Genomic DNA, 24,027 nt, shown 5'->3' with positions numbered 1-24,027 from the left:
CACCCCGACGCCCACGCTGAGCGCCGCATGACCGCCGCCGGTTCCGGCCCGGCCGTGGCATCCCCTCCCGAGCCCTCCCCGAGGGCCGCTTCTCGGGGGTGGTTCACCGCCCTCCTCCGACGCCTGCACTTCTTCGCGGGGCTGCTCGTGGGGCCGTTCCTGCTCGTCGCAGCCCTGAGCGGCGCGCTGTACGCGATCACCCCCACCCTCGAGAACGTCCTGTACCCGCACGAGCTCACCGCGGAATCGACCGCGCCCGCCGTTCCGCTGGCCGATCAGGTGCGAGCGGCCGAGAGCTACGTCGGGAGCGGGGCGACCCCCGTCGCCGTCCGACCGGCTCCCGAGCCGGGGGCCACCATGCGCGTGATGTTCGCCGACGACACCCTGCCCGAGAGCACGACGCGAGCGATCTTCGTCGATCCCGCCACCACGGCGATCCGCGGCGACCTCCCCGCGTACGGGACGAGCGGGGCCCTCCCGCTCCGGCACTGGATCAGCGATCTGCACCGCTCGCTGCATCTCGGCGATGTCGGACGCTGGTACAGCGAGCTCGCGGCATCCTGGCTCGGGATCGTCGCTCTCGCGGGGCTCGGACTGTGGATCGGGCGCTTCGTGCGCAGCCGTCGCGGGCGTCGCGATCTGCTGCGACCGAATCGCCGGCACACGGGGTACCGGCGCCTGTCGGGCTGGCACTCCGCGGTCGGGATCTGGGTCGTCGTCGGGGCCCTGTTCTTCTCGGCGACCGGCATCACGTGGTCGACGTTCGCGGGCGCCCACGTCTCCGACCTGCGGACCCTCGTCGGCGAGGGGACGCCCGCCCTCACGACCACCATCGACGGGGCGGCTCCGACCGGGGGCGAGCACTCGCACCACGGAGGACATTCGGCGACCGGGCCGGCCTCCGACCCGGCGACCTTCGACGCGGTCTGGGCCGTGGCGCGCGGGGTGAACGTGAACTCGGGCGACCTCGAGATCCGCCCGCCCGCGACCGAGGGGAAGGCCTGGGTGGTGCAGGAGATCCATCGCAGTTTCCCGACCGAGGTGGATGCCGTGGCGATCGACGCCTCGACCATGCGGGTGACCGACCGGGTCGACTTCGCCGACTTCCCGCTCCTGGCGAAGCTCTCGCGCTGGGGCGTCGACCTGCACATGGGGACGATGTTCGGCCTGGCGAACCAGCTCGTGCTGTTCCTGCTCGCGGTCGGCATCGCCGCGCTCGTCGTGCTCGGCTACGCGATGTGGTGGAAGCGCCGCCCGACCGGGGGTACCGCCGCGGCGCCGGCCCGCGGAGTGCTGCGTCACGCGCCCTGGTGGGGGACCGGGGCGGTCGTCGTCGCGGCGGTCGCGATCGGTCTCGTTCTGCCGCTGGTCGGCTACACCCTCGCGGTGTTCGTGGTGATCGACGCGGTCCTCGGGTGGCGGGGACGAAGATCCGCCGCACGAGGGAGGTGACGAGGGGGCGGCGTGCGTAGCGTGGGAATCCCCCCCCGGAAGGATTCACCGTGACACTCGCCCGTCGCCTCGCCGCCGCCCTCTCATTCGTCGCCGTCGCGGCGCTCACCGCCTGCGCGAGCGCCGCGCCGGAGACGCGCTCGAGCCCCGCGGCATCCGTCGACATCCCCCACACCCCGGTCGGGGAGCGGGTGACGTGGATCATCGACATCCTGGAGCGCGAGGCCGACACCACGGCGGGGGAGTGGTCGCGCGTGCTGCACGAGAACTTCCTCGCTCAGGTCCCGGCGGAGCAGGTCGCCGAGCTCGTCAATCGGCAACTGCGTCCCGCCGCCCCCTTCACCGTGACGGCGTACCAGGGCACCGAGACGCAGGCCGTGGCCACGCTCGCCGGCGCGCTGGGCGACCCCTTCGACCTGTCGCTCACGATCGACGGGGCGAGCCGCATCACGGGGATGGTGTTCGGCCCGGTGGCGAAGCCGTGGACGCCGTCGACCTCTCTCGGCGAGGTGGAACAGCGTCTGGCCGCGCTCCCAGGTCAGGTCAGCGCCCTCGTGCTCCGCGGAGACGAAGAAGCCCTCGCCCTCGACCCCGATCGGTCGGCGCCGCTGGCCTCGGTCTTCAAGCTCTACGTCCTTCTCGCGGTATCGGATGCCGTCGCCTCGGGCGACCTGACGTGGGACGAGACCCTCGTGCTCCGCGACGTCGACCGCAGCCTGCCGTCCGGTGAGCTGCAGGACGCCCCCACCGGGACGGAGGTGTCGGTGCGCGACGCGGCCTCGGCGATGATCCGCATCAGCGACAACACCGCCACCGACCTGCTCATCACGCGCCTCGGTCGCGAGCGGGTGGAGGCGGCGGTCGTGCGATCGGGGCACAACGACCCAGCGTCGCTGTCGCCGTTCCTCTCGACGAAGGAGCTGTTCACGCTCGGCTGGGGCGACCCCGCGGTGCGCGCCGAGTGGGCGGGGGCCGACGAGGCCGGACGACGCGCCCTGCTCGACCGGATCGCCGCGGCGCCCCTGGCGGTCGACGGGGCCGCGGTCACGACGGCGCAGTGGCAGGACGGGTTCGACTGGTTCGCCGCCGCACGGGACGTCGCCGCCGTGCATCGCTCGCTGCAGCAGACGCAGGATGCCGAGGTGCTCGGCATCCTGAGCGAGAACCCCGGGCAGGGCCTCGACGTGGGGTCGTGGCCGTACGTCGCCTTCAAGGGCGGGTCGAGCCGCGGCGTGCTGAGCGGCAGCTGGTTCGTGCGTGACGACGCGACGGAGGCGACGGTGGTGCTGCTGATGGCGGACGAGGACCCGCAGGCCGTCGCCGGCGCGATGAGCGACTTCTTCCACCTCGCCGAGGACGCTCTGCGTCTCGCCCACTGACCGCGTGGCCGCCCTCCGCCCCGACACGGGACCGAGGGCGGCGACGCTCCCGGTCAGGCGTCGTCGGGATCGGGCAGGTTCTGCGCGATCTTGCTGGAGGCGGCGGAGTCGCGGCCGACACCGGGCTGGAACGCCGCGATGGGGTCGTCGTCGTCGACGTGCGGCTCACCGCCGTCGGCGGCCGGGGCCGGGGAGGCGGGGGTGCGGCTCGTGCCGTCGTCAGGCTCGCGGTCGGAGCGACCGGTGTCCTCGGTGTGGCGCGACGTCGAGCCGCCCTCGCCGCGGGCGTCGTCGGTTCCGCGCTCGGTCAGGCCGTCAGCGGCGCGCGTGCCGACACCGGGGAGGTCGTTCTGGCTGGAGATGCCCTGGAGGCGTGCTTCGTCGTCCGGATCGATGCGGGCGGCGTCCACGGCACCCGAGTCCGCGCCGGCGGCGCCGGCGGGCACGTCGGCGGCGAGGCCGTCGGATTCGGGGACGAGGTTCTCTTCGTCGGCTCCGGGGAGTCGGTCGGCGGGAGTGTCCATGGTGTTCCTTCCGTGGGTGTGCCGCCACGCTAGGTGCGTCCGGGTCGCGAGGGGCCGGGGTTGCGCTCGCGCGGATGGCGGTGACTCGGTGGACGCATGCCGGCCCGGGCGTCGGAGGGGCTGGCTAGGCTCGAACCACGCTTCGAAAGGAAACCGCAATGCAGCAGCGCCCTCTCTCCCGCACCGGCCGTCAGGTCTCGGCGATCGGTCTCGGAACCTGGCAGCTCGGCGCCGATTGGGGCGACGTGTCCGAAGACGACGCGCGCGCCGTCCTGGCCGCCTCGGCCGACGCCGGCGTCACTCTCTTCGACACGGCCGACGTCTACGGCGACGGCCGGTCGGAGCAGATCATCGGAAAGTTCCTGAAGGGACGGGATGCCGATGACATCACCGTCGCGACCAAGATGGGGCGCCGCGAAGACCAGGTGCCCGAGAACTACGTCATGGAGAACTTCCGCGTCTGGCTCGATCGCTCGCGGCGCCTGCTCGACACCGAGACGCTCGACCTGGTGCAGCTGCACTGTCCGCCGTCGGCGGTCATCGACGACGACGCGACGTGGGACGCCCTCGACCAGCTGGTGTCGGAGGGCGTGATCGCCGCCTACGGCGCCTCGGTCGAGACGATGGACCAGGCCCTGTCGGCGCTTCGACGCCCGAACCTGACGAACCTGCAGATCATCTTCAACCCGTTCCGGCTCAAGCCCCTCGACGAGGTTCTCCCGCTCGCGGCCGAGAAGAACGTCGCGGTCTTCGCCCGCGTACCGCTCGCCAGCGGCCTGCTGTCGGGCAAATACACGCGCTCCACGACGTTCGATGAGAACGACCACCGCACCTACAACCGCAACGGCGAGGCCTTCGACAAGGGCGAGACGTTCTCGGGCGTCCCCTTCGACGAGGGAGTGGCCGCGGTCGACGAGCTCAAGGCGTCGCTGCCCGAGGGGGTGACGCTTCCGGCCGCCACGCTGGCGTGGATCGCGTCGCGCGAGGGGATCACCTCGGTGATCCCGGGTGCCCGTTCCACCGATCAGGCGGCTTCGAACGCTCGCGCGGCGGACCTCCTCGACGGCGGGTTCGACGTCGAGGCCTTCGACGCGCTCGTGCGCGAGGTGTACGACCGACGACTGCGGGCGGAGATCCACCCCCAGTGGTGAGCCGCTCATGACGAAAGCCGGGCCCGTCCTCACGGACGGGCCCGGCTTCTCTCATCGGTCGACGTCAGCTGACGTCGCCGCGCCAGGCGCCGGACTCGGCACCGCGCGACTCGATGTACTTCTTGAAGTTCTCGAGGTCCTTCTTCACGGAGTGATCGTCGGCGCCGAAGGCGGCACCGAGCTTCTCGAGAACGCCGGAGGGCGCCCAGTCGATCTGGACCGTGACGCGCGTCTCGTCGTCGGACAGGCGGTGGAAGGTGACGACGCCGGCGTGGTTCTCGTCGCCGCCCACGCTGTTCCACGCGACGCGCTCGTCGGGGTGCTGCTCGGTGATCTCGGCGTCGAACTCGCGCTCGGCACCGGCGATCTTGACCTTCCAGTGCGTGAGGGTCTCGTTCTTCTGCGTGATCGACTCCACGAAGCTCATGAAGTGGGGGAACTCCTCGAACTGCGTCCACTGGTTGTACGCGACGCGGACGGGAACGTTGACGTCGACGGTTTCGATGACCTGTGCCATGGTGTCCTCTTTTCGTGTGGTTTCCGGGGCTGCCCCCAGTCTTCGTTCGCCGCCGGTCTTGAGGCCCGGGGGTTGAGGGATCGCGCCTCGTGGCCTATACGCGGGAGGGCGGCGGTCAGGCGCGGCCGCGCAGGATGAGGTGCCAGTAGACCCACGGTAGGATGCGTCGATCCGCGAGCCACGACAGTCGCCGCTCGCGGTAGAGCGAGCGCCAGAACGGCACCGTCGGCTGCAGTCGGCCCCTCCGGTCGAATTCTGCGAACACGACGGTGCCGCGCGAGACGGTGAAGGGGACGACGCTGTAACCGTTGTATTTCGCGGAGGGCGTACGCCCCGCCATCGCGGCCTTCATGTTCTTCACGAGCGCCTTCGCCTGCTGTCTGATCGCCCCTCCCGAGCGTCGGGTCGCGACGGTCGCTGCGTCGCCCACGGCCCAGATCTGCGGGTGGCGCACGTGCTGGAAGGTCTCGGGATCCACATCGACGAAGCCATGCGGATCGTCGGATGCCGCCAGCCCGCTGCCCGCGATCCACTCCGGCGCCCGCTGCGGGGGGACCGCGTGCAGGACGTCGTACGCCATCGTCTCCTCGGTGTCGCCCCGGCCGATGACGAGCGTGCGGGAGTCGGCATCCACCCGTCGAAGATCCTGGCTGTACCGCACCTCGATGCCGTACTCGTCGAGCTTGCGGCGAAGCTCGTCGTCGATCGCCGGGACCCCGAAGGGGACGGGGTCGGGGCAGACGAACACGACGCGGATGTCGTCGCGCACCCCGATCGCCCGCCACCAGTCGCACGCGAGGTACATGGGCTTCTGCGCGGCCGCTCCGCAGGAGGCGGGTTCGGGTGGCTGCGTGAAGACGACCGTCCCGAAGCGCAGGTCGCGCAGCACGGGGGAGGCCTTCGCGGCGAGCCGGTAGTCGTAGTTCGAGATTCCGGTGGGGGCGGTCATGGCCTCGGGGAGACCGGGGATCTGTTCCCAGGCCATGCGCATTCCCGCACAGACGACGAGCTGGTCGTAGTCGATCCGCCCGCCCGAGACGAGGTGCACGCGCCGGGCGTCGGCATCCACCGTGAAGGCCTCATCGCGCAGCCACCGCACCCCCGGAGGGATGACGTCGGCCTGCGGCCGCGCGGCTTCGGACGCGCGCGCGGCGCCTCCGGCGATGTGCGATTGGAGAGGGGCGAAGACGTGGGTCGTGCGCGGCTCGATCACGGTGATCTCGCCGAGGCGCGCGCGGTGCAGGCGCCCGGCGACGGACAGGCCGGCGTTTCCGCCGCCGATCACGACGATGCGCGGGGAGTCGGTCATGGGGGATCCTCTCGTCTCCCTCACGGTGGGGCCTCGAGCGGCTTACGGCCAGCGCCTTGACACCCGCGGTCCGCGGCCGATGTGTCAGGCGAAGGACTCCGGTGGGGCGGCGTCTTCGGCGGGCTCGGGCACGACGTAGAGCCCGGTGGGCGAGTTCGCCGTCGACATGAGGGCCTCGAGCCACGCGCGGTTCAGGGTCGGCGGGCGTCCTCCGTTGAACTTGAAGACCAGGTTCGAGCGCGGGTGGACCCACACCGAGGTGCGGCCGCCTCCCGTGCTGATGTCGTCCTTCCACACGAAGTAGAACGGTTCGCCCCGTCGCAGCTTGTTGCCGACGACGACCTGCAGGTGTGCGAGGAGACGGTCTTCGAATTCGTTGCGAACGCCGCTCTCGTAGATGAACTTGCCCAACGTGGTCCTCTCGCGGGCACCGTGCCCGCTCCGCTTTTCACTGTGCATTCGCTGTGTGCGATCGGGCACGGCCCGGCACGCCGCGCGCAACGACGAGACCGAAGGCGTTACGGCGTCAGAACATGCGCGCGACCTGCGCGGGGTTCTGCCCGTAGTGCTCGCGGTGATAGCGCGCGAAGCGCGAGGCGCTCGAGAAGCCCCAGCGCCGGGCCACCTCGGCGACCGATACCGGGACGCCCGCGCGCAACTCCTCGTGCGCGCCGACGACGCGGACCAGGCGCAGATACTCCATCGGCGTCGTGTCGAGCGCGCGGCGGAACGCGTGCTGGAGTCCGCGGGAGGAGATCCCGGATGCCACGGCGATGTCCTCGAGCGTGAGGGGTTCCTTCGCGTGCGCCTCGATGTGGGCGATCGCGCGGCGCACGGTGCGCGGGGCGGCCCTGCGCTGGTGTGAGCGTTGCAGGGCGTCGACGTAGGGGGTGTGGAACGTCGACAGGGTCGTCAGGAGCGCGTGACGCTGCAACTCGGCCGAGAGGATCGGGTCGTCGTGCGCGGCCTCGAGCGAGGCGGAGACGTGAGCGAAGCTGCGCTCCCACTGCGTCGCGGCGGCGCGGTCGCGTGCGGCCGGGTTGAGGCGCCGCAACACGAGGCGGTCGTCGCCCGAGACGATGCGAGCGAGGCGCTCGGCGTCGCTGCGATCGAACACCAGAGCGCGCACGCGGGCGGCTCCGCTCCAGTGCGCTTCCGCGCCTCCGTCGGCCGCCAGCCACGGGCGGCGCGGATCGAGCGAGCGCCCCTCGGCCTCGACGCGGATGTCGTCGCCGATCATCCGGCACGCCATGATCTGCTCGTCCATCCGGACGGAAGAGTGGACAGAGGCAGCCAGCTCGTAGGCCACGACCGAGAACCCGGGGAGTTCGACGGAGTTCCACGAGAACGACACCCGCTGCGGGTCCACGCGCTCCAGTCGTGCGCTCGGCACGAAGCGCTGCCAGACGCGCTCCACGTCGTCAATCCCGTGCGAGCGGACCGTCAGCCTGTCAGCCATGGTGTTCCTTCCGCCGCGGCGAGGGGCGGCATCCCGTCTCTTCCCCGTACGAAGGCGGGGACGTGCGTGTCAAGGGGCGGGGTCGCGGGCGGTGCGCCCCGTTTGATGAGGGGACCGCTGATCCCGGCGGTGACGTGCGTCCCACGAAAGGACCCCCCATGAGCGACGCTTCGATCGACCCGACCCCCGACGCGACGACGCCGGCCGCCGACGTGGGTATCGCGGGCGTGCAGCCCCTGCGCGACGGCGACACCTCCATCGAGCCCGACCCGACGCTCGACCCCGCGCAGGCGGAGTGGGACGCCACGACGGCCCTCGACGAGGGCGCCGACCCCGACGACATCAACCCGGCGACCGCGACGGGCGCCGACCCGGCGGAGATCCCCGCCGATGACAGCGACATCCCGCTCGAGGACATCCACCCCGAGTCCACCGGCACCGACTCCCAGGGCATGGACCCGGGCGTGGTCGAACTCGGCGAAGAAGGCCAGGGCGATCTCGCTCCCGAAGACCTCTGACCCACCTTCGAATGCCCCGGGCCCGTTCGCGACGCCCGGGGCTTCGCTGTGTCCCTCGCGCACGCGGCGACGGACGGGCGGGGCACTGCGGCACTCTCCGATCGCGCGGGCGCAAAGGCCAGACCCTTGACAAGCGACGTCGTCATCGCGCCCAGGCGCGCGAAAGGGGCGGCCCCGCAGGACCGCCCCTCGAGGTCGCGCCGTTACTGCTCGATCAGCTGAGGCGTGCTCTCGTGCGCCTCGATGACGCCGTCGCGCTCGTCGGTCGAGACGGCGATGCGGCGGGGCTTCGCCTTCTCGCTGACGGGGATCGTCACGCTCAGCACGCCGTTGCGGTACGACGCGCTGATGCCGTCGGTGTCGATGCCCTGGCCGAGGTTGAGCTGGCGGACGAACGACGCCGTCTCGCGCTCACGCGTGATCCACTTGACGCCCTCACCCGAGCCGAGGGTGCGCTCGGCGCGAATGGTGAGCAGCTGGCCGTCGACGTCGATGTCGACCGAGCCGGGGTCGACACCGGGCAGGTCTGCGGCCAGCACGTAGTGGTCGCCGTCGCGGTAGAGATCCATCGGCATCCGTCGCGGACCACCGCCGCGGCGGGCGTCGAGGAGCGTCGACGCGAGGCGGTCGAGGTCGCGGAAGGGGTCGTAGGTGGCCATGGTCGTTCTCCTTTTCGATCGGTCGGGACTCGGCATCCCGGATGTTCTGTGAAGTTGAGTCAATACGGCTCAACTGCATTCAGATTAGCACTCACCCCATGAGAGTGCCAAGACTCGGGCGCGCCATTGTGGCCCACGCCGCGGCGCCCCACAACCCCCGCGCGTGAAGGGCGGAAACAGACGTTTCGTAGCCCTCACGCGCCACCGGTCACCCGGCCATCCCCCCGGCGCCGTGAGGAGAGACATGTACTTCCACCGGCAAGAACTGCAGCACTCCGCCACCCCCGACAAGCCCGACGCGGTCTACGCCCGCAAACTCCAGGAGGTGCTCGGCGGGCAGTACGGCGAGATCTCCGTCGCGATGCAGTACCAGTTCCAGGCCTGGAACATGCACATGCCCGGCAAGTACCGCGACCTGGTGTTCGGCATCGGCGCGGAGGAGATGGGCCACGTCGAGATGCTCGCGATCATGATCGCCCAGCTGCTTGAGAAGTCGCCGCTCGGCATCACCGAGGAGGCCGTGCAAGACGACCCGACCGTGGCGGCCGTGATCGGCGGCACCGACATCCAGCACGGGATCGTCGCGGGCGCCGGCGCGCGCCCCGTCGATTCCAACGGCAACCCGTGGCAGGGGAGCTTCATCACCGCGAGCGGCAATCTGCTCGCCGACTTCACCGCGAACGCGAACGCCGAGATGCAGGGCCGTGTGCAGGTCGCGCGGCTCTATCACCAGACCGACGACCACGGCGTGAAGGATCTGCTCGCGTTCCTGCTGGCGCGCGACACGATGCACCAGAACCAGTGGGCAGCGGCCGCCGCCGAGTTGCAGGCCGAGGGCTACGAGAAGCTCCCCGTGCCCAGCAACTTCCCTCTCGACAAGGAGGACCGCGACGTGGCGTACCAGTACATCAACTTCAGCGACGGTGCCCAGGCCGGCGACGGCACGTGGGCCTCGGGCCCGACCCCCGACGGCAAGGGCGAGTTCACCTACCTGCCCGAGCCCCCCGCTGGCGTGCCCATGCCCCCGCCCACCAAGCCCGACGTGCGGTTCTACGGGACGACCGAGCTGCCGAACACGGTCGAGAAGCTCGCCGGGCGCGCGCAGGACGCGCTGCACAAGGAATGAGCGGGACGGATGCCGCGACGCCGGGGCCCTCGACGGTCTCGGCGCCGCGGAGCGGGGCGAGCTTCCCCGCGATGCGAGCGGCCAAGGTGCCCCGGGCGATCGTGGCGGGGCCGTACGGGCACCCGTTCCACCCGGTGGCGGTGACCATCCCTATCGGGGCCTGGTCGTCGAGCCTGGTGTTCGATCTGCTCGGCCTGGCCGCCGACGATCCGCGTGGATTCGCGCAGGGCTCGCGCTGGCTCATCGCCATCGGGCTCGGGGGAGCCGTGGGCGCCTCGGTGCTCGGGCTGCTCGACATGTCGCGCATCCCGAAGGGCACCCCCGCTCACCGCACGGCGCTCGCGCATCTCGTGCTGAACGTCACGGCGATGGTCCTGTTCTCGATCGGGCTGGTCGTGCGACTGCTCGACCTCGGGCGCGTGCCGGTGGTGGCGTTCCTGCTCAGCGCGATCGCCGCGGCGGGCCTGAGCGTCTCGGGCTGGCTCGGCGGCAAACTCGCCTACCGCTGGGGCGTCCGCGTCGCCGACGAGAACACGCAGCGAGAGGGCTTCGAGACCGCAGCCTGAAGCTGTCCACGGGACCCCGGATGCCACATGGCCTCCGGGGTCCTTCCCGGTCTGGTCAGCGCGGGCGGCGAAGCGGGATGCGCGACCAGCCCCCGCTCACCGCGCCGGGGTCGTGCTGCGGGGTGAGCACCGCTCCGGTGGTCGCTGCGGCGGGGCGACGGCGCAGCCCCAGGGCATGCTGCAGCGCACGGATGAAGCGGTCGTACACGCGCGGAGCGAAGAACTGCAGGGGGCGGGTCACGAACTGCGCGGCTCCCACCCCGACCTCGTGTCGGGGTCCGCGCGCCACCCGCACGATGGCCCGGGCGACGCGGTCGGCCGACACCACCGGCGGGAGCGGGAAGGGCGTGCGCCCCGTCGAGTTGGCGGCGCGCTGGTAGATGGGCGTGTCGATGCTCGCCGGGAGCACGATCTTCACCCGGATGCCGCGATGCGCGAGCATCTCCTGCCGCAGCGACCGCGTGAACCCGAGCAGTCCGTGCTTGGCGGCGACGTAGGACGAGACGTACGGGCCCGCCACCTGCGCGTACAGGGAGCCGACGAAGACGATCGTGCCCCGGCCCGCCGCGCGGAAATGGGGGATGACCGCGCGGGCCGCGCGCATGTGCCCGGTGAGGTTCGTCTCGATGACGCGGTCGCGCACCTCGTCGGGGGTGTCCTCGACCGAGCCGTACGAGAAGACGGAGGCGGAGGCGACCCACACGTCGATCCGCCCGAACCGCATCAGAGCGAGGTCCACAGCGCGCCGGGGGCCATCGGCGCGGGCGAGGTCGATCGACGCCGTCTGCACCTCGGCGCCCCGGGCTCGGCACTCCGCCGCGGCCGACGCGAGCGCCTCATCGTCTCGGGCCACCAGCACGAGACGCGCCCCCGCTCGGGCGAAGCGCAATGCGGTGGCGCGGCCGATCCCGCGGGATCCTCCGGTGATGACGACGACCTGGGGCATCGGGGCTCCTCGAGGCTTGTGCGGAACGCTGCTGCCCCGGCTCTCGCGACGGTAGGCGGCGACGGGTCGGATGCCGCGGGGGTTGACGGACGGCGGCAGCCACCGGCGCGTGCACGACGGCGGGCCGCGCGGTCGACACGCCGTCCCCGGATGCCGGTCCGCGGCGCGTCGTGAAAGATCTCCGCCGCTATGCACGACGGAGGCCGGCGAACCGCCGCCGCGCGGTAGCGTCGGACGCGTGACGGATAGCGTGACCCCGAGGTCGCCCCTGCGGGCCCTGTGGGGCGCGACCCACCCCGGGCCCACGCTCGTCGTGACCGTCCTGTCGCTCGCCCTCGGCATCGCGGCGGGCGTCGAGCCGTGGCGCCTCGCGGTGCTGGTCGCCGCGGTCTTCGCCGGTCAGGTCTCGGTCGGTCTCTCGAACGACGCGATCGACGGTGCCCGCGACGCCGCGGTCGGACGCACCGACAAGCCCATCGCCGGGGGAGCGGTCACCCCGGAGCGCGCGCTCGCGGTGGCCGTGGCATCCGCGATCCTCGCCGTCGTGCTGTCGCTGCCGCTCGGACCAGGCCTCGTCGCTGCTCACGCCGTCGCTCTCGCCTCGGCCTGGGCCTATAACGCGGGGCTCAAGTCGACGCCCGTCTCGATTGCGCCCTTCGTGCTGAGCTTCGGACTCTTCCCCTCGTTCGCGACCCTGTCCCTTTCGCCGCCGATGCTCGCGGCGTGGTGGGCGTCGCTGGCGGGGGCGGCCCTCGGTGCCGCCGTCCACCTGACCAACGTCGTCCGCGATCTCGACGACGACCGCCGCACGGGGGTGCGGGGCCTGCCGCACCGACTGGGCGCGCGCCGTTCCGTGGTGCTCGCGGCGGTGGGGATCGCCGCCGGGGCGCTCGCCGTCTTCTTCGGGACGGATGCCACGGCCCTCAGCGTCGCCTTCTTCGTCGCCGTTCTCACGCTCGCCGTCGGCGCCGCGGTGCTGGTGTTCGTGCGCCCTCCCGGGCGCGCGGTGTTCCAACTCACGATGCTCGCCGCCCTGGTGCTGGCCGCCCAGCTCGTGGCCGCCTGAGACTCGGCCGATCGACGTCGCGGATGAGGCCGGTTGATCGTCGGCCGCGCCCAACGGTGTCTTCCCCGCCCGGCGGCTCAGGTCCCGGGTGCCGCCCTGTCGAACCGCATCGCGTACGCCCGGGTGAACAGCGCCCCGCCCGGTCCACGCAGGCCCGCGCGCAGCGCCGCGGTACGCACCGCGTGCGCGACGGGGGCGGCGGCCCGACCGAGCAGGGTGTTGAGGAACGCCAGGCGCGCGGCGTGGCAGGCGGACGCGAGCCGGTCGCGCTCCCAACGGTCCAGGCCCGCCTCGTCGCCCGCGCGGACCCACGGGGCAAGTAGCGGCGCGAGGGTCAGCGCGTCGAGCAGTCCAAGGTTCATGCCCTGTCCGCCGATCGGGCTCACCTCGTGCGCGGCGTCGCCGACGACGATCACCCGGCCCCGATGCAGTGCGGGAGCCACCGCCCGCCGGACGGCGAAGGTCGAGGCGCCCGCGGTGTCGACCTCGAGCCCCGTGCGTCGAGCCACGGCGTCGTGGAGGAAGCCCGCGGCATCCGGAACCTCTTCCCGACCCGCCCAGGCGACGAGCCGTCGGCGCCCGCCGGGGAGGGGGAACGATTCGACCACGCCGTCGCGCTCGAGGTGCACGCGCGCGACCGGTCCGCCCGGCGCGGTGACGTCGGCCATGACGTAGCGGTCGGGGTAGTGGTGGGTGCGCACGGCCCCGTCGCGGTACACCAGCGAGCGTCCCGCCCATCCGGAGGCCACGACCACGACCTTCGCGCGCAGCTCGCCGCCGCTCGCGACCCCGACCCGCACGCCGTCGTCGTCCTGTCGCAGGTACTCCACGGTCACGTCGCGCCGCACCGGCGGGGCCAGGGCCGTCAGCACCTCGATCGTGTCGGATTGCGGCAGCGCCGCGACGTACGGATGCCGCGCCCGCAGGCGGTCGAAGCGGATCGCGGCGAGCAAGCGTCCGCCGGCCCGCGCCTCTCCGCGGGCGATCCGCTCCGCGCGGTCGAGGATCCCGTCCGTGGCGCCCGAGGCCTCGAGCAGGGCGAGGGCGGGGGAGTGGATGCCGATCGCCCGCGTTCCCGCGCCGACCTCGGTGCGGCGCTCGACGAGGGCGACGTCGACGCCGCGCGCACGCAGGTCGGCGGCCAACGCCAGTCCCACGGGGCCGGCGCCGACGACGAGGACCTCAGTCATTCCCGGCCTCCCCGCGGGCGACCGCGAGCACCCGGAACGGCGCCGGGGTCTCCACGCGCCAGGGCGAGCCGAGAGCCGCGGCGAGTTCGGGCGCGCGATAGCTGCGGCGGATCGAACGGAGGCCGTCGACGCGCAGGAACGTGCCCGCCGACAGCGGCGCGATGCCGACGGTGTACAGGGCGTACGCCAGACGCCCGCGGGCGATGTCGGCGTGCAGGACGGTGCCGGTCGACAGGGCGAGCGAGTCACCGGTGAAGCTCGCCAGCGCCGCCGCGTCGAGGTGGTGCAGCACGTGGTTCGAGATGACGAGATCGAAACGCTCCCCGGCGGCGAGCAGGGCCGTCGAGTCCTGCGCGACGAAGCGCACCCCGGGGCGGCCGCGGTCGCGAGCGGCTGAGATCGCGCGGGGGTCCGGGTCGGCTCCGACGCACTCGACCGTGAAGCCGTCGCGCGCGGCCAAACCCGCCAGCCGCACGAGCACGTCCCCTCCACCGCACCCCAGGTCGAGGATGCGCGCGGGGCGACCGACCGCGCGCAGCTCGGGGCGCACCCGCGTGCGGTAGACGTGCCCCCAGGCCGAGACCAGGCGGTTCACGAGGTCGAATCGGCGGTAGGTGGCCGCGAGCGCCCGGGGATCGCAGTCGGGGTCGTCCATCAGCTCGGTCAGCGCGACGTCGCGCTGAGACAACCCCGTCACGCCGCCGGGCGGCGCAGCGTCAGACGTGCCGCCTCCACCGTGAGCCCCGGGCCGAACGCGAGAGCCGCGACGCGGTCTCCGTCGCCGCGTGCGGAGTCCGCGAGCAGGTCGCGCAGGATGAACAGCAGCGTCGCGCTCGACATGTTGCCGTTCTGACGCAGCACCTCCCGCGAGGGGGCCAGGGCCGTGGCATCCAGCGACAGGGCGTTCTCCACCCGGTCGAGGATGCTGCGCCCGCCGGGATGCACCGCCCACGCGTCGACCTCGTCGAGGTCGCCGATCACGTCGGCGGCGATCGCCGAGATCTCGCGGCCGATGATGCGCGGAACCTCAGGTGTCAGCGTCATCTCGAACCCCGAGTCGCCGACGGTCCACGCCATGTCCTTCTCGCCCTCGTCGGTCACGTGCGTCGCGAAACCGTCGAGGTCGAAGCCCGCCCGGGAGGGGTCTCCGGATGCCACGACCGCGGCCCCCGCCCCGTCGGCGAACACCGAGGCGGCGACGATCTGGTCGGGGTGGGACGAGGTCTGCCAGTGCAGCGAGCACAGTTCGGTGCACGAGACGAGGACGACCGCGTCGGGGTCGTCGCCGACGATGCGCGCCGCGAGGCGCAGGGCCGGGATCGCCGCCGCGCAGCCGATGAAGCCGAGGTGGTAGCGCTCGACGGTGGGGGAGAGGCCGAGATCACGGACCAGGTGATAGTCGGGTCCGGGCGCGAACATCCCGGTGCACGAGACGGTCACGACGTGGGTGATGGCATCCGGAGTCCGCCCCGACCCGGCGATCGCGGCCCGTGAGGCTTCCGCGGACAGAGGCGGAGCGGTGCGGCGGTACTCGTCGTTGCGCGCTCCGGTCGGGGGCATGAGCAGGGTGTCGCCGTCGAGGACCCCGAGCGCTCCGCCCTCACCGCCCGCGAGCTGCGGGAGCACCACGTGGCGGGTGTCGATGGCCGCCGCATCGAACGCGGCGCCCACCAGACGCTGGGCCTTGCGGTCGAATCCGGGCTGAGCGGCGAACAGGTCACGCAGGGTCGACTGGTCGACACGAGTGTCGGGCAGGGCCGTGCCGATCGAGAGGATGCGGGCGGTCATGACTCACTGTAGACACGGTTCTTCCGCTCCTCGGCGGGGATGGCGTCGTGTCGACCCGCCGTCTACAGTGGCGGGTCTCAGGCCGCGAGCATGCGCGAGACGAGCAGGCCCTCGACGGTCGTCCGGTAGTCGGCGATCATGCGTCCCCGGTCCATCCGCCCCCGGGCCGCGAGAGCGGCTGCCCGCAACGCCGGGCCGAGAGCGAGGGCGTCTCCCCACGCCTCGACGATCGCGTCGACCTCGCGCGCGGTCACGAGCCCGAACCCCTCCACCAGGCGCGCCGCGTCTCCGACGTCCGTGGTCACCGGGACGGCTCCGGATGCCGCTCCCTCGACGAGGCACAGCGGAGACGCCTCACCGAAGGCGCTGGTCAGCGCGACGACGTCGGCGATCCGGTACAGCTCCGGCATGTCCTCGCGAAGCCCGAGGGCGTGCAGGGCCACCCCGTCGTCGACACCGCTGTCGGCCAGCAGCGAGACGAACGCGGGGTTGGTGCGGGTCATACCCGACCCGCACACCACGTAGTGCGTGCCCGGCGCGGTCCGCGCGTGCGCCGCGACGGCGCGGAGGAACAGCCCCGGGTCCTTCATGGCGTCGAAGCGCGCGGCCAGCAGGACGACGGGGGCGGAGTCCGGGATGCCGAGACCCCCGCGGATCCGTCGGCGCTCGGCGCGCGTGCCGGGGCGGAAGCGACGGGTGTCGATGCCGTTGTCGATGACCCACGCCTCACCGGCGGAGACGCCGGCGCGCGCGTAGGCGCGGGAGGTGGATTCGGCGCACGAGATCGTCGCACTCACCGCGCCGGAACCCGCGGCCTCGACCAGCCACCCCAGCGCGGGGCCGGAATGGGTGGGGTCGGAGCGGTGGAGGCAGGCCGCGACGGGTCGGTCGGGCAGCAGTCCGGCGCGCTCGAGCGCGACCACGAGGCTCAACGGCTGTTCCTTGAGCGAGAGGATGACGTCGGCCTCGTCGAACAGTCGAGCGGCGTGCTCCAGTTCGACCCGCGAGAACTCCTCGGGAGTCAGCGGTCGATCGCCCGCGACACGATCGAAGGTGTCGATCCGAACACCGCGGTCCTGCAGGCGGCGGAAGCGGGTGTCGTCGCGGGCGAACTGGAGAGAAGCATCGCGGCGTGCGGCCGAGGTGAGCGACAGCACGCGATGCTCTTGCGATCCGTCGGAGGCGAGGCCCGCCACGACGTCGGAATGCAAGATCCTCGCCCCTCCAGCGAAGAAGCCTTCGTAGAGCGAGAGCACGCGCACGGGTCGGGTCATCGGGGTCGCTTTCCAGCCGGGATCCACCACCGCGGATGCGGTCGTCCCATGCTGAGGCCTCGACCCCGTGCGGTGGGTTACACGGCAGAGACCATCGTGTGAACGCCCGGACACGAGCCGACGCGCCGACTTCCGGGGGAAGAAGCCGACGCGCCGGGTGAAGGGGTGGGTGATTAGGCGCGGGGCGCGACGACCATCGGTTCGCCGGCCGGGGCCGTACGCGACCAGGGCCACCGCTTCGCCGAGCGCGGCGCGGGTGTCTCCTCGATCGAGCGCGGGCCGATGCCGTTGCCCATGGCGGCCGTCATGGCGATGCTCCACACCGAGCCCGTCTGTCGTTCGCTCTGCTGTCCGTAGATCATGGTGTTCTCCTCATTCCCGTCTCCCGACGGGGTCCGGCCGTCTCCCGACGGCTCTTCCTCCGTCATAGACCGCGGTGGCGGGGGCCGAGACCGGCTTGACAGGCGTCACCGGGTGCGCTTGGCCCCCGGTTCACCCCGGTGGGGGCCCGTGGAACACGCGGGGGCGCTCCGTGCAAGCTACGCGCGCGCTGGGGCGGAGTGGGTACGATCATGCGTCGTGCACTCGTCCCCCGATACTTCGCTTCCCCCCTCGCCGGGGTCGGAGCTCGGTCGCGCCCTTCTCTCTTATGGAGAAGCGCGTCGCGTCGCCGCCGCGGAGGCCCGTCGTGAGCTGTCTCTGAACGAGCTCGACGCGCGCGCCCTGCTTTTCGTCGCGGAGAACCCCGGAGCCCGGCCCACGCACGTCCGCGACCATCTCGGCATCACGTCGGCCGGAGTGACCACGCTCATCGACCGGCTCGTGCAGCGCGGAGCCGTACGCCGCGACCTCGACGCCGAGGACCGTCGCGTCAACCACATCACCGCGATCGTCGATCTCGACACTCCGCCGTGGTCGCAGCTGCGCGCGTTCGACGCGGCCGTCGAAGAGGCGATCTCCGAACTCGATCCCGAAGAGGCTCGACGCGTCGCGCGGTTGCTCACGCACATCACGGCGCACGCCGGCAGCTGAGACCCCGAGGCGGTACCGGCCGCGGCGTGAAGAGCGCTCAGATGTTCGCGAGGAACGCTTCCGAACGAGCCTGCAAGAACGAGCAGAGGGCCGAGAGCGTCGCCAGCTCGCCGGCGAGCGCCATCACACGGCCGGCGGGAAGCGGCGCGGCGTCTTCGCGGGGCTCGAAGGTGACGGCCCATTCCGTGGAGTGGGCCTCGGGGCCGGGGGCGACGAAGAACGTCGTCGACACGCTCTTCAGCTGGGCGGCGATGAGTCCGGCATCCGCGCCGTCCTCGCTGTCCTGAGGGATGACGCGCAGAATGCCGGCATCGTCGTAGCCGAGGGCCCGGAAGTCGTCGACCCACTCCTGCAGCGTGCTCATCGTCCGAAACGGCATGGGCGGGGTCCCTTCGACAGCCGGACGCCGGATGGCGGCCCCTCCCATTATGGGGCGCTGACCCGAGCCTCGGAGCGGGGTCACGAGCTCCGCCCCGAGGCGCCGGACGACCACCCGCCGGGGAACGAGGAGCGGTCGGTGCACGGCACGCGTGCCGCGGGGGAATGCTCGCCCGCGTCCGTGATCGCGGTCAATGTGGACGCCGTCCATTTTTCGTATTGAGGATGTCGATTCGCGCCTCGGGGCCGAATGCGCCGAATTGCGCATTGTTTTTCCTATGAGCGATAGCGTGGAATGCGGATGGGGGGCATCCACGACGCCGCAGTCTCCGAAAGCTGTACTGCGTGAGAGCGTTCCCATAGTGGCCCCCGCCACTGGGCGCAATGGTCTTGCCGCACATCCTCGGACTATTTAGGAAACAAGGCGTGGAGCACACCAACATCGAAACCCGCGACGCCGAGACGGTGGAGCACCTCTGGCAGACCGTGGTTCCCGGAGCGCGCATTTCGCGCGCCGAGGTGATCCAGCCGGCGCTCGCCTGGCACGCGGCATCCGAGCCCGGTTTCGCTTTCTGCGACTACACGATCGGGTCGACGATGCTCGTCGAGTCCGACCCGCTCGATCAGGTCGTGGTGGGGCGCATCGCCGGCCCGCGGGTGTCGGGCACGTACCGCCGCGAACGGATCGACACGGCCGTGCCGTTCATGGTGGTGGATCGCCCTCTCGAGATCGCGTTCACGGGTCGTATCGCGGGCACGGCCGTCTCGTTCGCGCGGACCGAGTTCGACGAGGCCGCGCGCCGCATGTCCGGCGATGACACCCTGAGGGTCCGGCCCACCGGTTACGCGCCGGTGAGCGAGCAGCGTCTGCGGTACTGGTCGCGCACCTGGGAGTACGCGCGCGACATCCTGCTGCGCTCGCCCGAGCGCACCCCGATCATCGAGCAGCAGGCGCGCACCCTGCTTCTGGAGGCGTCCCTGCTGGCGTTCCCCACGACCTTCACCGAGGCGCTGGCCGCGGGCCGCCCGTCGCGCCCCCTGCCCGCGCCGGTGCGCCGGGCCAAGGCGTACGTCGAGGCCCACGCGGCCGAGCCGGTCGTGCTGTCGGACATCGCCCAGGCGGCGCGCTTGTCTCCGCGTGGTCTGCAGTACGCCTTCCGCGCGGCCACCGGCCGTACGCCGATGCAGTACCTGCGCCGCGTCCGGCTCGATGCCGCGCGTGCTGAGCTGCGCAGCGCGGATCCCTCCGTCGAGACGGTGGCAGCGATCGCCGCGCGCTGGGGGTTCTCGAACCTGGGACGCTTCGCCGCGATGTACCGCGGAGAGTTCGGCGAGACGCCGTCGACCACGCTGAGGTCGTAGAGCCGAGAGCCCGGGCTGCTCCCACGTCAGTGCCCGGCGCCGAGCCCTCCGCTCAGGCGCGCGTGCAACCGGGCGGCGGTGGCGTTCATGCCCGCGATCTCGACCGTCGTGCCGAGGTGGGCGTACTTCGTCTGCACCGCGTCGAGAGCGGCGACCGTCGAGGCATCCCACACGTGCGAGCGCGAGAGGTCGATGACCACGTGTCGCGGGTCGTCGTGGTACGCGAACTTCGTCGTCAGGTCGTTGCTCGAGGCGAAGAACAGCTCGCCCTCCACGGTGTAGCGGGCGGTGTCGCCCTCCACCTCGCGCGTCACGGAGGTGACGCTGGCGACCCGGCGGGCGAACAGGACGGCGGCGGCGACCACGCCCACTCCCACGCCGATCGCGAGGTTGTGCGTCCACACCGTGATCGCGACCGTGAGGATCATCACGATCGTCTCGCTCAGCGGCATCCGACGAAGAGTCGAGGGGCGGATGCTGTGCCAGTCGAAGGTCGCGATCGACACCACGATCATCACGGCCACCAGCACCGCCATCGGGATGACGGCGACGACATCGCCGAAGGCGAGCACGAGCACGAGCAGGAAGACGCCGGCCAGGAAGGTCGAGATACGGGTGCGCGCCCCCGACGCCTTCACGTTGATCATCGTCTGGCCGATCATCGCGCAGCCGCCCATTCCGCCGAACAGACCCGACAGCACGTTCGCGGCGCCCTGTCCGAGCGACTCGCGCGTCTTCGACGAGGGGGTGTCGGTGATGTCGTCCACGAGGGCGGCGGTCATGAGCGATTCGAGCAGGCCGACGATCGCCATGGCGACGGCGAAGGGCAGGATGATGGCGAGCGTCTCGCCGGTCAGCGGGACATTCGGCAACAGAAGGGCGGGCAGGCTCTCGGGCAGCGCGCCCTGGTCGCCGACCGTGGGGACCGAGATGCCGAAGACGACCGCGGCGCCGGTCAGCAGCACGATCGCCACGAGCGGGGCGGGAACGACCTTGGTGACGCGCGGCAGGAGGTACATGATCGCGAGGCCCGCCGCTGCGATCGGGTAGACGGCCCACGGCACGCCGATCAGCTGCGGCACCTGCGCCGTGAAGATGAGGATCGCGAGCGCGTTGACGAAGCCCACCATGACGCTGCGCGGAATGAAGCGCATGAGCTTGGCCACCCCGAGCAGGCCGAGGATCACCTGCAGGATGCCGCCGAGGATCACCGTCGCGAGCAGGTAGTCGACCCCGTGCTCGCGGGCGACGGGGGCGATGACGAGAGCGATCGCGCCGGTCGCGGCCGAGATCATCGCGGGGCGTCCGCCGAGGAACGCGATGGCGACCGCCATGACGAAGGACGAGAACAGGCCGAGTCGCGGGTCGACGCCGGCGATGATCGAGAACGCGATCGCCTCGGGGATGAGGGCGATGGCGACGACGAGGCCGGCGAGCACCTCGCGGGTCAGCAGGCGGGGGGAGCGAAGGGCCTGCAGGACGGTGGGCTCGGTGCGCGGGCGCGCGATGGCAGAGGTCATGGAGAGTCTCCAGGAGGTAGGGGAGGGGACCCGCGTCGGCGCGGGGAAGAATAGGGGGGTCGCGATCGCGACGAAGGAGACTCTACCGTAACGAGAGGGTTGCGGGATCGGGGATGCGATGACCGAGGTGCGACCGATGCAGATCGGCGAGCTCGCCGAGCGGACGGGGCTGTCGATCCGCACGCTCCGTCACTACGACGAGATCGGTCTGCTGCGTCCCTCGGCTCGAACCGAAGGCGGCTTCCGTCTCTACACGGCCGACGACGAGTCGCGACTGCTCCTCATCCGGCGCATGAAGCCGCTCGGCTACTCCCTCGAGCAGATGGGTGAGCTGCTGGCCGTGGTCGACGGTCTCGAGGCCGACCCCTCCGACGACGCACTCCGCGCGCAGCTCGCCGACATCCGCGACGAAGCGCACCGGCGGCGAGAAGACCTCCGCCGCAAGGTCGCCGCGGCCGACGAGTTCATCGCCCAGTTGGAGGCACGGTGACCGCGCACGAGATCACGCTCGAGGGTCACGGCATCCGGATGTCTCCTGCTCGAGCCGCCGACGCGGCCGAGGCCTGGCCGCTGACCGACGCCGAGCTGTGGAGTCGCATGACCACGCCCTGGGCGGACTCGGTCGAGGCCTACGCCGCGCGCGTCGAGCAGCAGAACGCGACCCCGGGTCTGTACGCCTTCACGGTGCGGGATGCCGAGACCGGCCAGGTCCGCGGCGCCACGACGTTCTACGAGTACGTGCCCGCGCAGGGGCGGGTCGAGATCGGCACGACCTGGTATGGCCGGTCTTTCCAGGGCGGTCGCACCAACCCCGCCGCGAAGCTGCTGCTGCTTGCGCACGCGTTCGAGGGGTGGGGGGTCAATCGCGTGGCGCTGCGCTGCGACGCGCGCAACGAGCGCAGTGCGCGGGCCATCGAGCGCCTCGGTGCGACGCGCGAGGGGCGTCTGCGACAGCACCGCATCGCCCCCGACGGGAGCGTCTCGGACACGCTGTACTTCTCGATCCTGCGCGACGAATGGCCCGCCGTGCGCGCGGGTCTCGAGGAGCGCCTGCGCGGCTGAGGCTCAGCCGGTCGCGGCCTCGGCCGCACGGCGGCGGGCGAACTCCCGCGCCTCGGTGAACAGCTCGAGGTCGATCTGCACGTGTCGGCGGGCGAGCTCGGCGGCCTCGTCGGGGGTGGCCTGCACGATCGCGTCGACGATCGCGTCGTGCTCGCGCGCGGCGCGGGTCTCCATGCGGCGGTGGCTTCCGCGATCGCCCCACGGGTGGGCCGGGGCCGAGAGCGAGAGGTGCCGCTCGTGCTCGAGGAGGATGTCGCGAAGTGCGGTGTTGTGCGCGGCGTCGATGATGGCGAGGTGCAGCAGGCTGTCGGCGCGCTGCTTCGGGTCGCCCGACTCCGCGGCGTGGAAGTCGTCGAGGCGGCCCCGCATCGCGGTGATGTCGGCGTCGGTGCGCCGCTCGGCGGCCAGGCGCGCGAGCGAGGAGTGCAGCATCGAGCTCGCGGTGCACGCGTCGACGAGGTCGCTCCAGCGCTCCTCGAACCACCGGTCGACACCGACCACGATCGAGGCGGGCCAGTCCTGGGCGACGAAGGTGCCCCCGCCCCGGCCGCGACGGCGCTCGATCAGGCCCCGGGTCGACAGGTCGTCGAGGGCCGCGCGCACCGTCGTCCGCCCGACGCCCAGGAGGGGCGAGAGGTCGCGCTCGGCGGGAAGACGGGTGCCCGGGAGGAACTCTCCCACCGCCACGGCGGTGATCAGTCGCTCGGTCACGCGCTCCACCAGGGAGGCGTCGTCGGTGTCGGCCATGGGCTCCCGTCGTTTCTCCCATGTTAATTCCGCAGAAAAGGTTTGCCAACGCACCTTTAAGGGGTCCACGATGACTCCATGCAACGCGAGATCACCGTCCCCTTCCGCGACGGCTACACCTGGGCCCGTCTGACCGAACCGTCCGAGCCCACCGGCGCAGCGCCCCTGTTCGTGCTGCACGGCGGGCCGGGGATGGCGCACAACTACGTCTCGAACCTCGACGCCCTCGCCGATCTGACCGGGCGCACCGTCGTGCACTACGACCAGATCGGGTGCGGCAAGAGCTCGCACCACCCCGACGCCCCGGCTTCGCAGTGGGTGCCGCAGCTCTTCGTCGACGAGTTCCACAACCTGCGCGAGGCCCTCGGCTTCGACGAGTACCACGTGCTCGGTCAGTCGTGGGGTGGCATGCTCGGCGCCGAGATCGCCGTGCGTCAGCCCGCGGGGCTGCGGAGCCTCGAGATCTGCAACTCCCCGGCATCCATGGCCCTCTGGCTCGCGGGAGCGGCGCGACTGCGCGCCGAACTCCCCGATGAGGCCCGCGAGGCCCTCGACCGGCACGAGACCGCCGGCACCCTCGACGACCCCGAGTACGCCGAGGCCACGCGCGTCTTCTACGAGCGTCACGTGTGCCGCGTCACGCCGATGCCGCAGGACTTCGTCGACAGCGAGCAGCAGATGCTCGCCGACCCCACGGTCTACTTCACGATGAACGGCCCGAACGAGTTCCACGTCGTCGGGACGGGCCGTGACTGGACGATCATCGACCGGCTGCCCCAGGTCGCCGTGCCCACCCTGGTGGTCGCGGGCGAGTTCGACGAGGCCACCCCCGAGACGTGGGAGCCCTTCGTCGCGCACATCCCCGGCGCCCGTTCGCACGTGTTCGCCGGAGCGAGCCACTGCACCCACCTCGAGATGCCCGACGCTTTCCGCGCGGTCATCGCCGACTTCCTCGCGCCCCTTCCCTGACACCCGCCCCCACCCCACCCGAACCAGGAGACC

Annotated in this window: 27 protein-coding genes; 12 read left to right on the top strand and 15 right to left on the bottom strand. The window is 71.8% G+C overall.

The window, feature by feature from the left end; all coding sequences use genetic code 11:
- The first annotated feature begins 27 nt into the window (after positions 1–27).
- Both ASE56_RS11875 and ASE56_RS11870 read left to right on the top strand, forming a co-directional pair.
- Entirely contained in the window at positions 28–1,452 is a 1,425-nt protein-coding gene (locus ASE56_RS11875) for a PepSY domain-containing protein (RefSeq protein ID WP_056229716.1), read from the top strand.
- A gap of 50 nt (positions 1,453–1,502) precedes the next feature.
- Positions 1,503–2,831, top strand: coding sequence for a Cpe/LpqF family protein (locus tag ASE56_RS11870; RefSeq protein WP_056229711.1), 1,329 nt, complete (start codon positions 1,503–1,505; stop codon positions 2,829–2,831).
- Between the two features lie 53 nt (positions 2,832–2,884).
- Here the strand turns inward: ASE56_RS11870 and ASE56_RS11865 are convergent, their stop codons facing one another.
- Positions 2,885–3,355 carry a hypothetical protein gene (locus tag ASE56_RS11865; RefSeq protein ID WP_056229707.1) on the bottom strand — a complete coding sequence of 157 codons (471 nt, stop codon included), beginning with the start codon at positions 3,353–3,355 and terminating at the stop codon, positions 2,885–2,887.
- Positions 3,356–3,513: 158 nt separating this feature from the next.
- Here ASE56_RS11865 and ASE56_RS11860 point away from each other — a divergent pair, with 158 nt between their 5' ends.
- A complete protein-coding gene (locus ASE56_RS11860) occupies positions 3,514–4,506 on the top strand; it encodes an aldo/keto reductase (protein WP_056229702.1) in 993 nt (330 codons plus the stop codon).
- 64 nt (positions 4,507–4,570) lie between these two features.
- Here the strand turns inward: ASE56_RS11860 and ASE56_RS11855 are convergent, their stop codons facing one another.
- From ASE56_RS11855 to ASE56_RS11840, 4 genes are all read right to left on the bottom strand, one after another.
- Positions 4,571–5,023, bottom strand: coding sequence for an SRPBCC family protein (locus ASE56_RS11855; RefSeq protein ID WP_056229698.1), 453 nt, complete (start codon positions 5,021–5,023; stop codon positions 4,571–4,573).
- A gap of 115 nt (positions 5,024–5,138) precedes the next feature.
- Positions 5,139–6,332 (bottom strand): NAD(P)/FAD-dependent oxidoreductase, encoded by a 1,194-nt coding sequence (locus ASE56_RS11850; protein ID WP_056229695.1) that lies wholly within the window; start codon positions 6,330–6,332, stop codon positions 5,139–5,141.
- An 84-nt stretch (positions 6,333–6,416) separates the two neighbouring features.
- On the bottom strand, positions 6,417–6,743 hold the full coding sequence (locus ASE56_RS11845; protein ID WP_056229691.1) for a hypothetical protein: 327 nt from the start codon (positions 6,741–6,743) through the stop codon (positions 6,417–6,419).
- A gap of 115 nt (positions 6,744–6,858) precedes the next feature.
- Positions 6,859–7,791, bottom strand: a complete 933-nt coding sequence (locus ASE56_RS11840) for a helix-turn-helix transcriptional regulator (RefSeq protein ID WP_056229684.1) — start codon at positions 7,789–7,791, stop codon at positions 6,859–6,861.
- A 158-nt stretch (positions 7,792–7,949) separates the two neighbouring features.
- Between ASE56_RS11840 and ASE56_RS11835 the strand changes: the two genes are divergently transcribed.
- On the top strand, positions 7,950–8,309 hold the full coding sequence (locus ASE56_RS11835) for a hypothetical protein (protein ID WP_056229680.1): 360 nt from the start codon (positions 7,950–7,952) through the stop codon (positions 8,307–8,309).
- A 203-nt stretch (positions 8,310–8,512) separates the two neighbouring features.
- Here the strand turns inward: ASE56_RS11835 and ASE56_RS11830 are convergent, their stop codons facing one another.
- Positions 8,513–8,968 carry an Hsp20/alpha crystallin family protein gene (locus tag ASE56_RS11830; RefSeq protein ID WP_056229676.1) on the bottom strand — a complete coding sequence of 152 codons (456 nt, stop codon included), beginning with the start codon at positions 8,966–8,968 and terminating at the stop codon, positions 8,513–8,515.
- Between the two features lie 244 nt (positions 8,969–9,212).
- Here ASE56_RS11830 and ASE56_RS11825 point away from each other — a divergent pair, with 244 nt between their 5' ends.
- Together ASE56_RS11825 and ASE56_RS11820 are read left to right on the top strand one after the other, a co-directional pair.
- Positions 9,213–10,094 (top strand): manganese catalase family protein, encoded by an 882-nt coding sequence (locus ASE56_RS11825; protein WP_056229673.1) that lies wholly within the window; start codon positions 9,213–9,215, stop codon positions 10,092–10,094.
- A complete protein-coding gene (locus ASE56_RS11820; RefSeq protein WP_200914176.1) occupies positions 10,091–10,660 on the top strand; it encodes a DUF2231 domain-containing protein in 570 nt (189 codons plus the stop codon). Before ASE56_RS11825 ends, ASE56_RS11820 begins: the two co-directional genes overlap by 4 nt.
- A 55-nt stretch (positions 10,661–10,715) precedes the next feature.
- Here ASE56_RS11820 and ASE56_RS11815 read toward each other — a convergent pair whose 3' ends face one another.
- Positions 10,716–11,606 carry an SDR family oxidoreductase gene (locus ASE56_RS11815; protein WP_056229670.1) on the bottom strand — a complete coding sequence of 297 codons (891 nt, stop codon included), beginning with the start codon at positions 11,604–11,606 and terminating at the stop codon, positions 10,716–10,718.
- 238 nt (positions 11,607–11,844) lie between these two features.
- On the opposite strand from ASE56_RS11815, the gene ASE56_RS11810 reads away from it, so the two are divergent.
- Positions 11,845–12,672 (top strand): UbiA family prenyltransferase, encoded by an 828-nt coding sequence (locus ASE56_RS11810; RefSeq protein WP_082450519.1) that lies wholly within the window; start codon positions 11,845–11,847, stop codon positions 12,670–12,672.
- A gap of 77 nt (positions 12,673–12,749) precedes the next feature.
- Here the strand turns inward: ASE56_RS11810 and ASE56_RS11805 are convergent, their stop codons facing one another.
- The 5 genes from ASE56_RS11805 to ASE56_RS11785 all read right to left on the bottom strand — a co-directional run bounded on the left by ASE56_RS11805 (position 12,750) and on the right by ASE56_RS11785 (position 17,286).
- Positions 12,750–13,862, bottom strand: a complete 1,113-nt coding sequence (locus ASE56_RS11805) for an NAD(P)/FAD-dependent oxidoreductase (RefSeq protein WP_056229666.1) — start codon at positions 13,860–13,862, stop codon at positions 12,750–12,752.
- Positions 13,855–14,550, bottom strand: a complete 696-nt coding sequence (locus ASE56_RS11800) for a methyltransferase domain-containing protein (RefSeq protein WP_268768227.1) — start codon at positions 14,548–14,550, stop codon at positions 13,855–13,857. Before ASE56_RS11800 ends, ASE56_RS11805 begins: the two co-directional genes overlap by 8 nt.
- 5 nt (positions 14,551–14,555) lie before the next feature.
- Entirely contained in the window at positions 14,556–15,650 is a 1,095-nt protein-coding gene (locus ASE56_RS11795) for a type III polyketide synthase (protein ID WP_056229663.1), read from the bottom strand.
- Between the two features lie 77 nt (positions 15,651–15,727).
- Positions 15,728–16,924 carry a glycosyltransferase gene (locus ASE56_RS11790; protein WP_056229660.1) on the bottom strand — a complete coding sequence of 399 codons (1,197 nt, stop codon included), beginning with the start codon at positions 16,922–16,924 and terminating at the stop codon, positions 15,728–15,730.
- 173 nt (positions 16,925–17,097) lie between these two features.
- On the bottom strand, positions 17,098–17,286 hold the full coding sequence (locus ASE56_RS11785; protein ID WP_056229655.1) for a hypothetical protein: 189 nt from the start codon (positions 17,284–17,286) through the stop codon (positions 17,098–17,100).
- A 217-nt stretch (positions 17,287–17,503) separates the two neighbouring features.
- Between ASE56_RS11785 and ASE56_RS11780 the strand changes: the two genes are divergently transcribed.
- Positions 17,504–17,956, top strand: a complete 453-nt coding sequence (locus ASE56_RS11780) for a MarR family winged helix-turn-helix transcriptional regulator (RefSeq protein ID WP_056229651.1) — start codon at positions 17,504–17,506, stop codon at positions 17,954–17,956.
- Positions 17,957–17,993: 37 nt separating this feature from the next.
- On the opposite strand, the gene ASE56_RS11775 is transcribed toward ASE56_RS11780, so the two are convergent.
- Positions 17,994–18,335, bottom strand: a complete 342-nt coding sequence (locus ASE56_RS11775; RefSeq protein WP_056229648.1) for a hypothetical protein — start codon at positions 18,333–18,335, stop codon at positions 17,994–17,996.
- A 425-nt stretch (positions 18,336–18,760) separates the two neighbouring features.
- On the opposite strand from ASE56_RS11775, the gene ASE56_RS11770 reads away from it, so the two are divergent.
- Positions 18,761–19,696, top strand: a complete 936-nt coding sequence (locus ASE56_RS11770; RefSeq protein WP_056229644.1) for an AraC family transcriptional regulator — start codon at positions 18,761–18,763, stop codon at positions 19,694–19,696.
- Between the two features lie 26 nt (positions 19,697–19,722).
- Here ASE56_RS11770 and ASE56_RS11765 read toward each other — a convergent pair whose 3' ends face one another.
- Positions 19,723–21,216: a SulP family inorganic anion transporter gene (locus ASE56_RS11765; RefSeq protein ID WP_056229640.1), complete on the bottom strand. Its 1,494-nt coding sequence runs from the start codon at positions 21,214–21,216 to the stop codon at positions 19,723–19,725.
- 118 nt (positions 21,217–21,334) lie between these two features.
- On the opposite strand from ASE56_RS11765, the gene ASE56_RS11760 reads away from it, so the two are divergent.
- Together ASE56_RS11760 and ASE56_RS11755 are read left to right on the top strand one after the other, a co-directional pair.
- The gene (locus ASE56_RS11760; RefSeq protein WP_056229636.1) at positions 21,335–21,706 is read left to right on the top strand and encodes a MerR family transcriptional regulator; all 372 of its coding nucleotides are present in this window, start codon (positions 21,335–21,337) and stop codon (positions 21,704–21,706) included.
- A complete protein-coding gene (locus tag ASE56_RS11755) occupies positions 21,703–22,278 on the top strand; it encodes a GNAT family N-acetyltransferase (protein ID WP_082450516.1) in 576 nt (191 codons plus the stop codon). Before ASE56_RS11760 ends, ASE56_RS11755 begins: the two co-directional genes overlap by 4 nt.
- A gap of 3 nt (positions 22,279–22,281) precedes the next feature.
- Here ASE56_RS11755 and ASE56_RS11750 read toward each other — a convergent pair whose 3' ends face one another.
- A complete protein-coding gene (locus ASE56_RS11750; RefSeq protein ID WP_056229632.1) occupies positions 22,282–23,025 on the bottom strand; it encodes a FadR/GntR family transcriptional regulator in 744 nt (247 codons plus the stop codon).
- Between the two features lie 78 nt (positions 23,026–23,103).
- Here ASE56_RS11750 and ASE56_RS11745 point away from each other — a divergent pair, with 78 nt between their 5' ends.
- On the top strand, positions 23,104–23,994 hold the full coding sequence (locus ASE56_RS11745; protein WP_056229628.1) for a proline iminopeptidase-family hydrolase: 891 nt from the start codon (positions 23,104–23,106) through the stop codon (positions 23,992–23,994).
- The last annotated feature ends 33 nt before the right edge of the window (positions 23,995–24,027 follow it).

This window comes from Microbacterium sp. Leaf203, assembly GCF_001421275.1.
In the GTDB taxonomy this organism is placed as follows: domain Bacteria; phylum Actinomycetota; class Actinomycetes; order Actinomycetales; family Microbacteriaceae; genus Microbacterium; species Microbacterium testaceum_A.
Note: the sequence above shows the minus strand (reverse complement) of the source record. Positions and strands in the feature narration are given on the sequence as shown.

Coding starts and splice junctions, on each gene's coding strand:
- ASE56_RS11820 (WP_200914176.1), top strand. CDS start 10,091: ATGAGCGGGACGGATGCCGCGACGCCGGGGCCCTCGACGGTCTCGGCG.
- ASE56_RS11805 (WP_056229666.1), bottom strand. CDS start 13,862: ATGACTGAGGTCCTCGTCGTCGGCGCCGGCCCCGTGGGACTGGCGTTG.
- ASE56_RS11865 (WP_056229707.1), bottom strand. CDS start 3,355: ATGGACACTCCCGCCGACCGACTCCCCGGAGCCGACGAAGAGAACCTC.
- ASE56_RS11775 (WP_056229648.1), bottom strand. CDS start 18,335: ATGCCGTTTCGGACGATGAGCACGCTGCAGGAGTGGGTCGACGACTTC.
- ASE56_RS11825 (WP_056229673.1), top strand. CDS start 9,213: ATGTACTTCCACCGGCAAGAACTGCAGCACTCCGCCACCCCCGACAAG.
- ASE56_RS11760 (WP_056229636.1), top strand. CDS start 21,335: ATGACCGAGGTGCGACCGATGCAGATCGGCGAGCTCGCCGAGCGGACG.
- ASE56_RS11765 (WP_056229640.1), bottom strand. CDS start 21,216: ATGACCTCTGCCATCGCGCGCCCGCGCACCGAGCCCACCGTCCTGCAG.
- ASE56_RS11795 (WP_056229663.1), bottom strand. CDS start 15,650: ATGACCGCCCGCATCCTCTCGATCGGCACGGCCCTGCCCGACACTCGT.
- ASE56_RS11785 (WP_056229655.1), bottom strand. CDS start 17,286: ATGATCTACGGACAGCAGAGCGAACGACAGACGGGCTCGGTGTGGAGC.
- ASE56_RS11750 (WP_056229632.1), bottom strand. CDS start 23,025: ATGGCCGACACCGACGACGCCTCCCTGGTGGAGCGCGTGACCGAGCGA.
- ASE56_RS11790 (WP_056229660.1), bottom strand. CDS start 16,924: ATGACCCGACCCGTGCGCGTGCTCTCGCTCTACGAAGGCTTCTTCGCT.
- ASE56_RS11830 (WP_056229676.1), bottom strand. CDS start 8,968: ATGGCCACCTACGACCCCTTCCGCGACCTCGACCGCCTCGCGTCGACG.
- ASE56_RS11745 (WP_056229628.1), top strand. CDS start 23,104: ATGCAACGCGAGATCACCGTCCCCTTCCGCGACGGCTACACCTGGGCC.
- ASE56_RS11840 (WP_056229684.1), bottom strand. CDS start 7,791: ATGGCTGACAGGCTGACGGTCCGCTCGCACGGGATTGACGACGTGGAG.
- ASE56_RS11835 (WP_056229680.1), top strand. CDS start 7,950: ATGAGCGACGCTTCGATCGACCCGACCCCCGACGCGACGACGCCGGCC.
- ASE56_RS11860 (WP_056229702.1), top strand. CDS start 3,514: ATGCAGCAGCGCCCTCTCTCCCGCACCGGCCGTCAGGTCTCGGCGATC.
- ASE56_RS11855 (WP_056229698.1), bottom strand. CDS start 5,023: ATGGCACAGGTCATCGAAACCGTCGACGTCAACGTTCCCGTCCGCGTC.
- ASE56_RS11875 (WP_056229716.1), top strand. CDS start 28: ATGACCGCCGCCGGTTCCGGCCCGGCCGTGGCATCCCCTCCCGAGCCC.
- ASE56_RS11815 (WP_056229670.1), bottom strand. CDS start 11,606: ATGCCCCAGGTCGTCGTCATCACCGGAGGATCCCGCGGGATCGGCCGC.
- ASE56_RS11850 (WP_056229695.1), bottom strand. CDS start 6,332: ATGACCGACTCCCCGCGCATCGTCGTGATCGGCGGCGGAAACGCCGGC.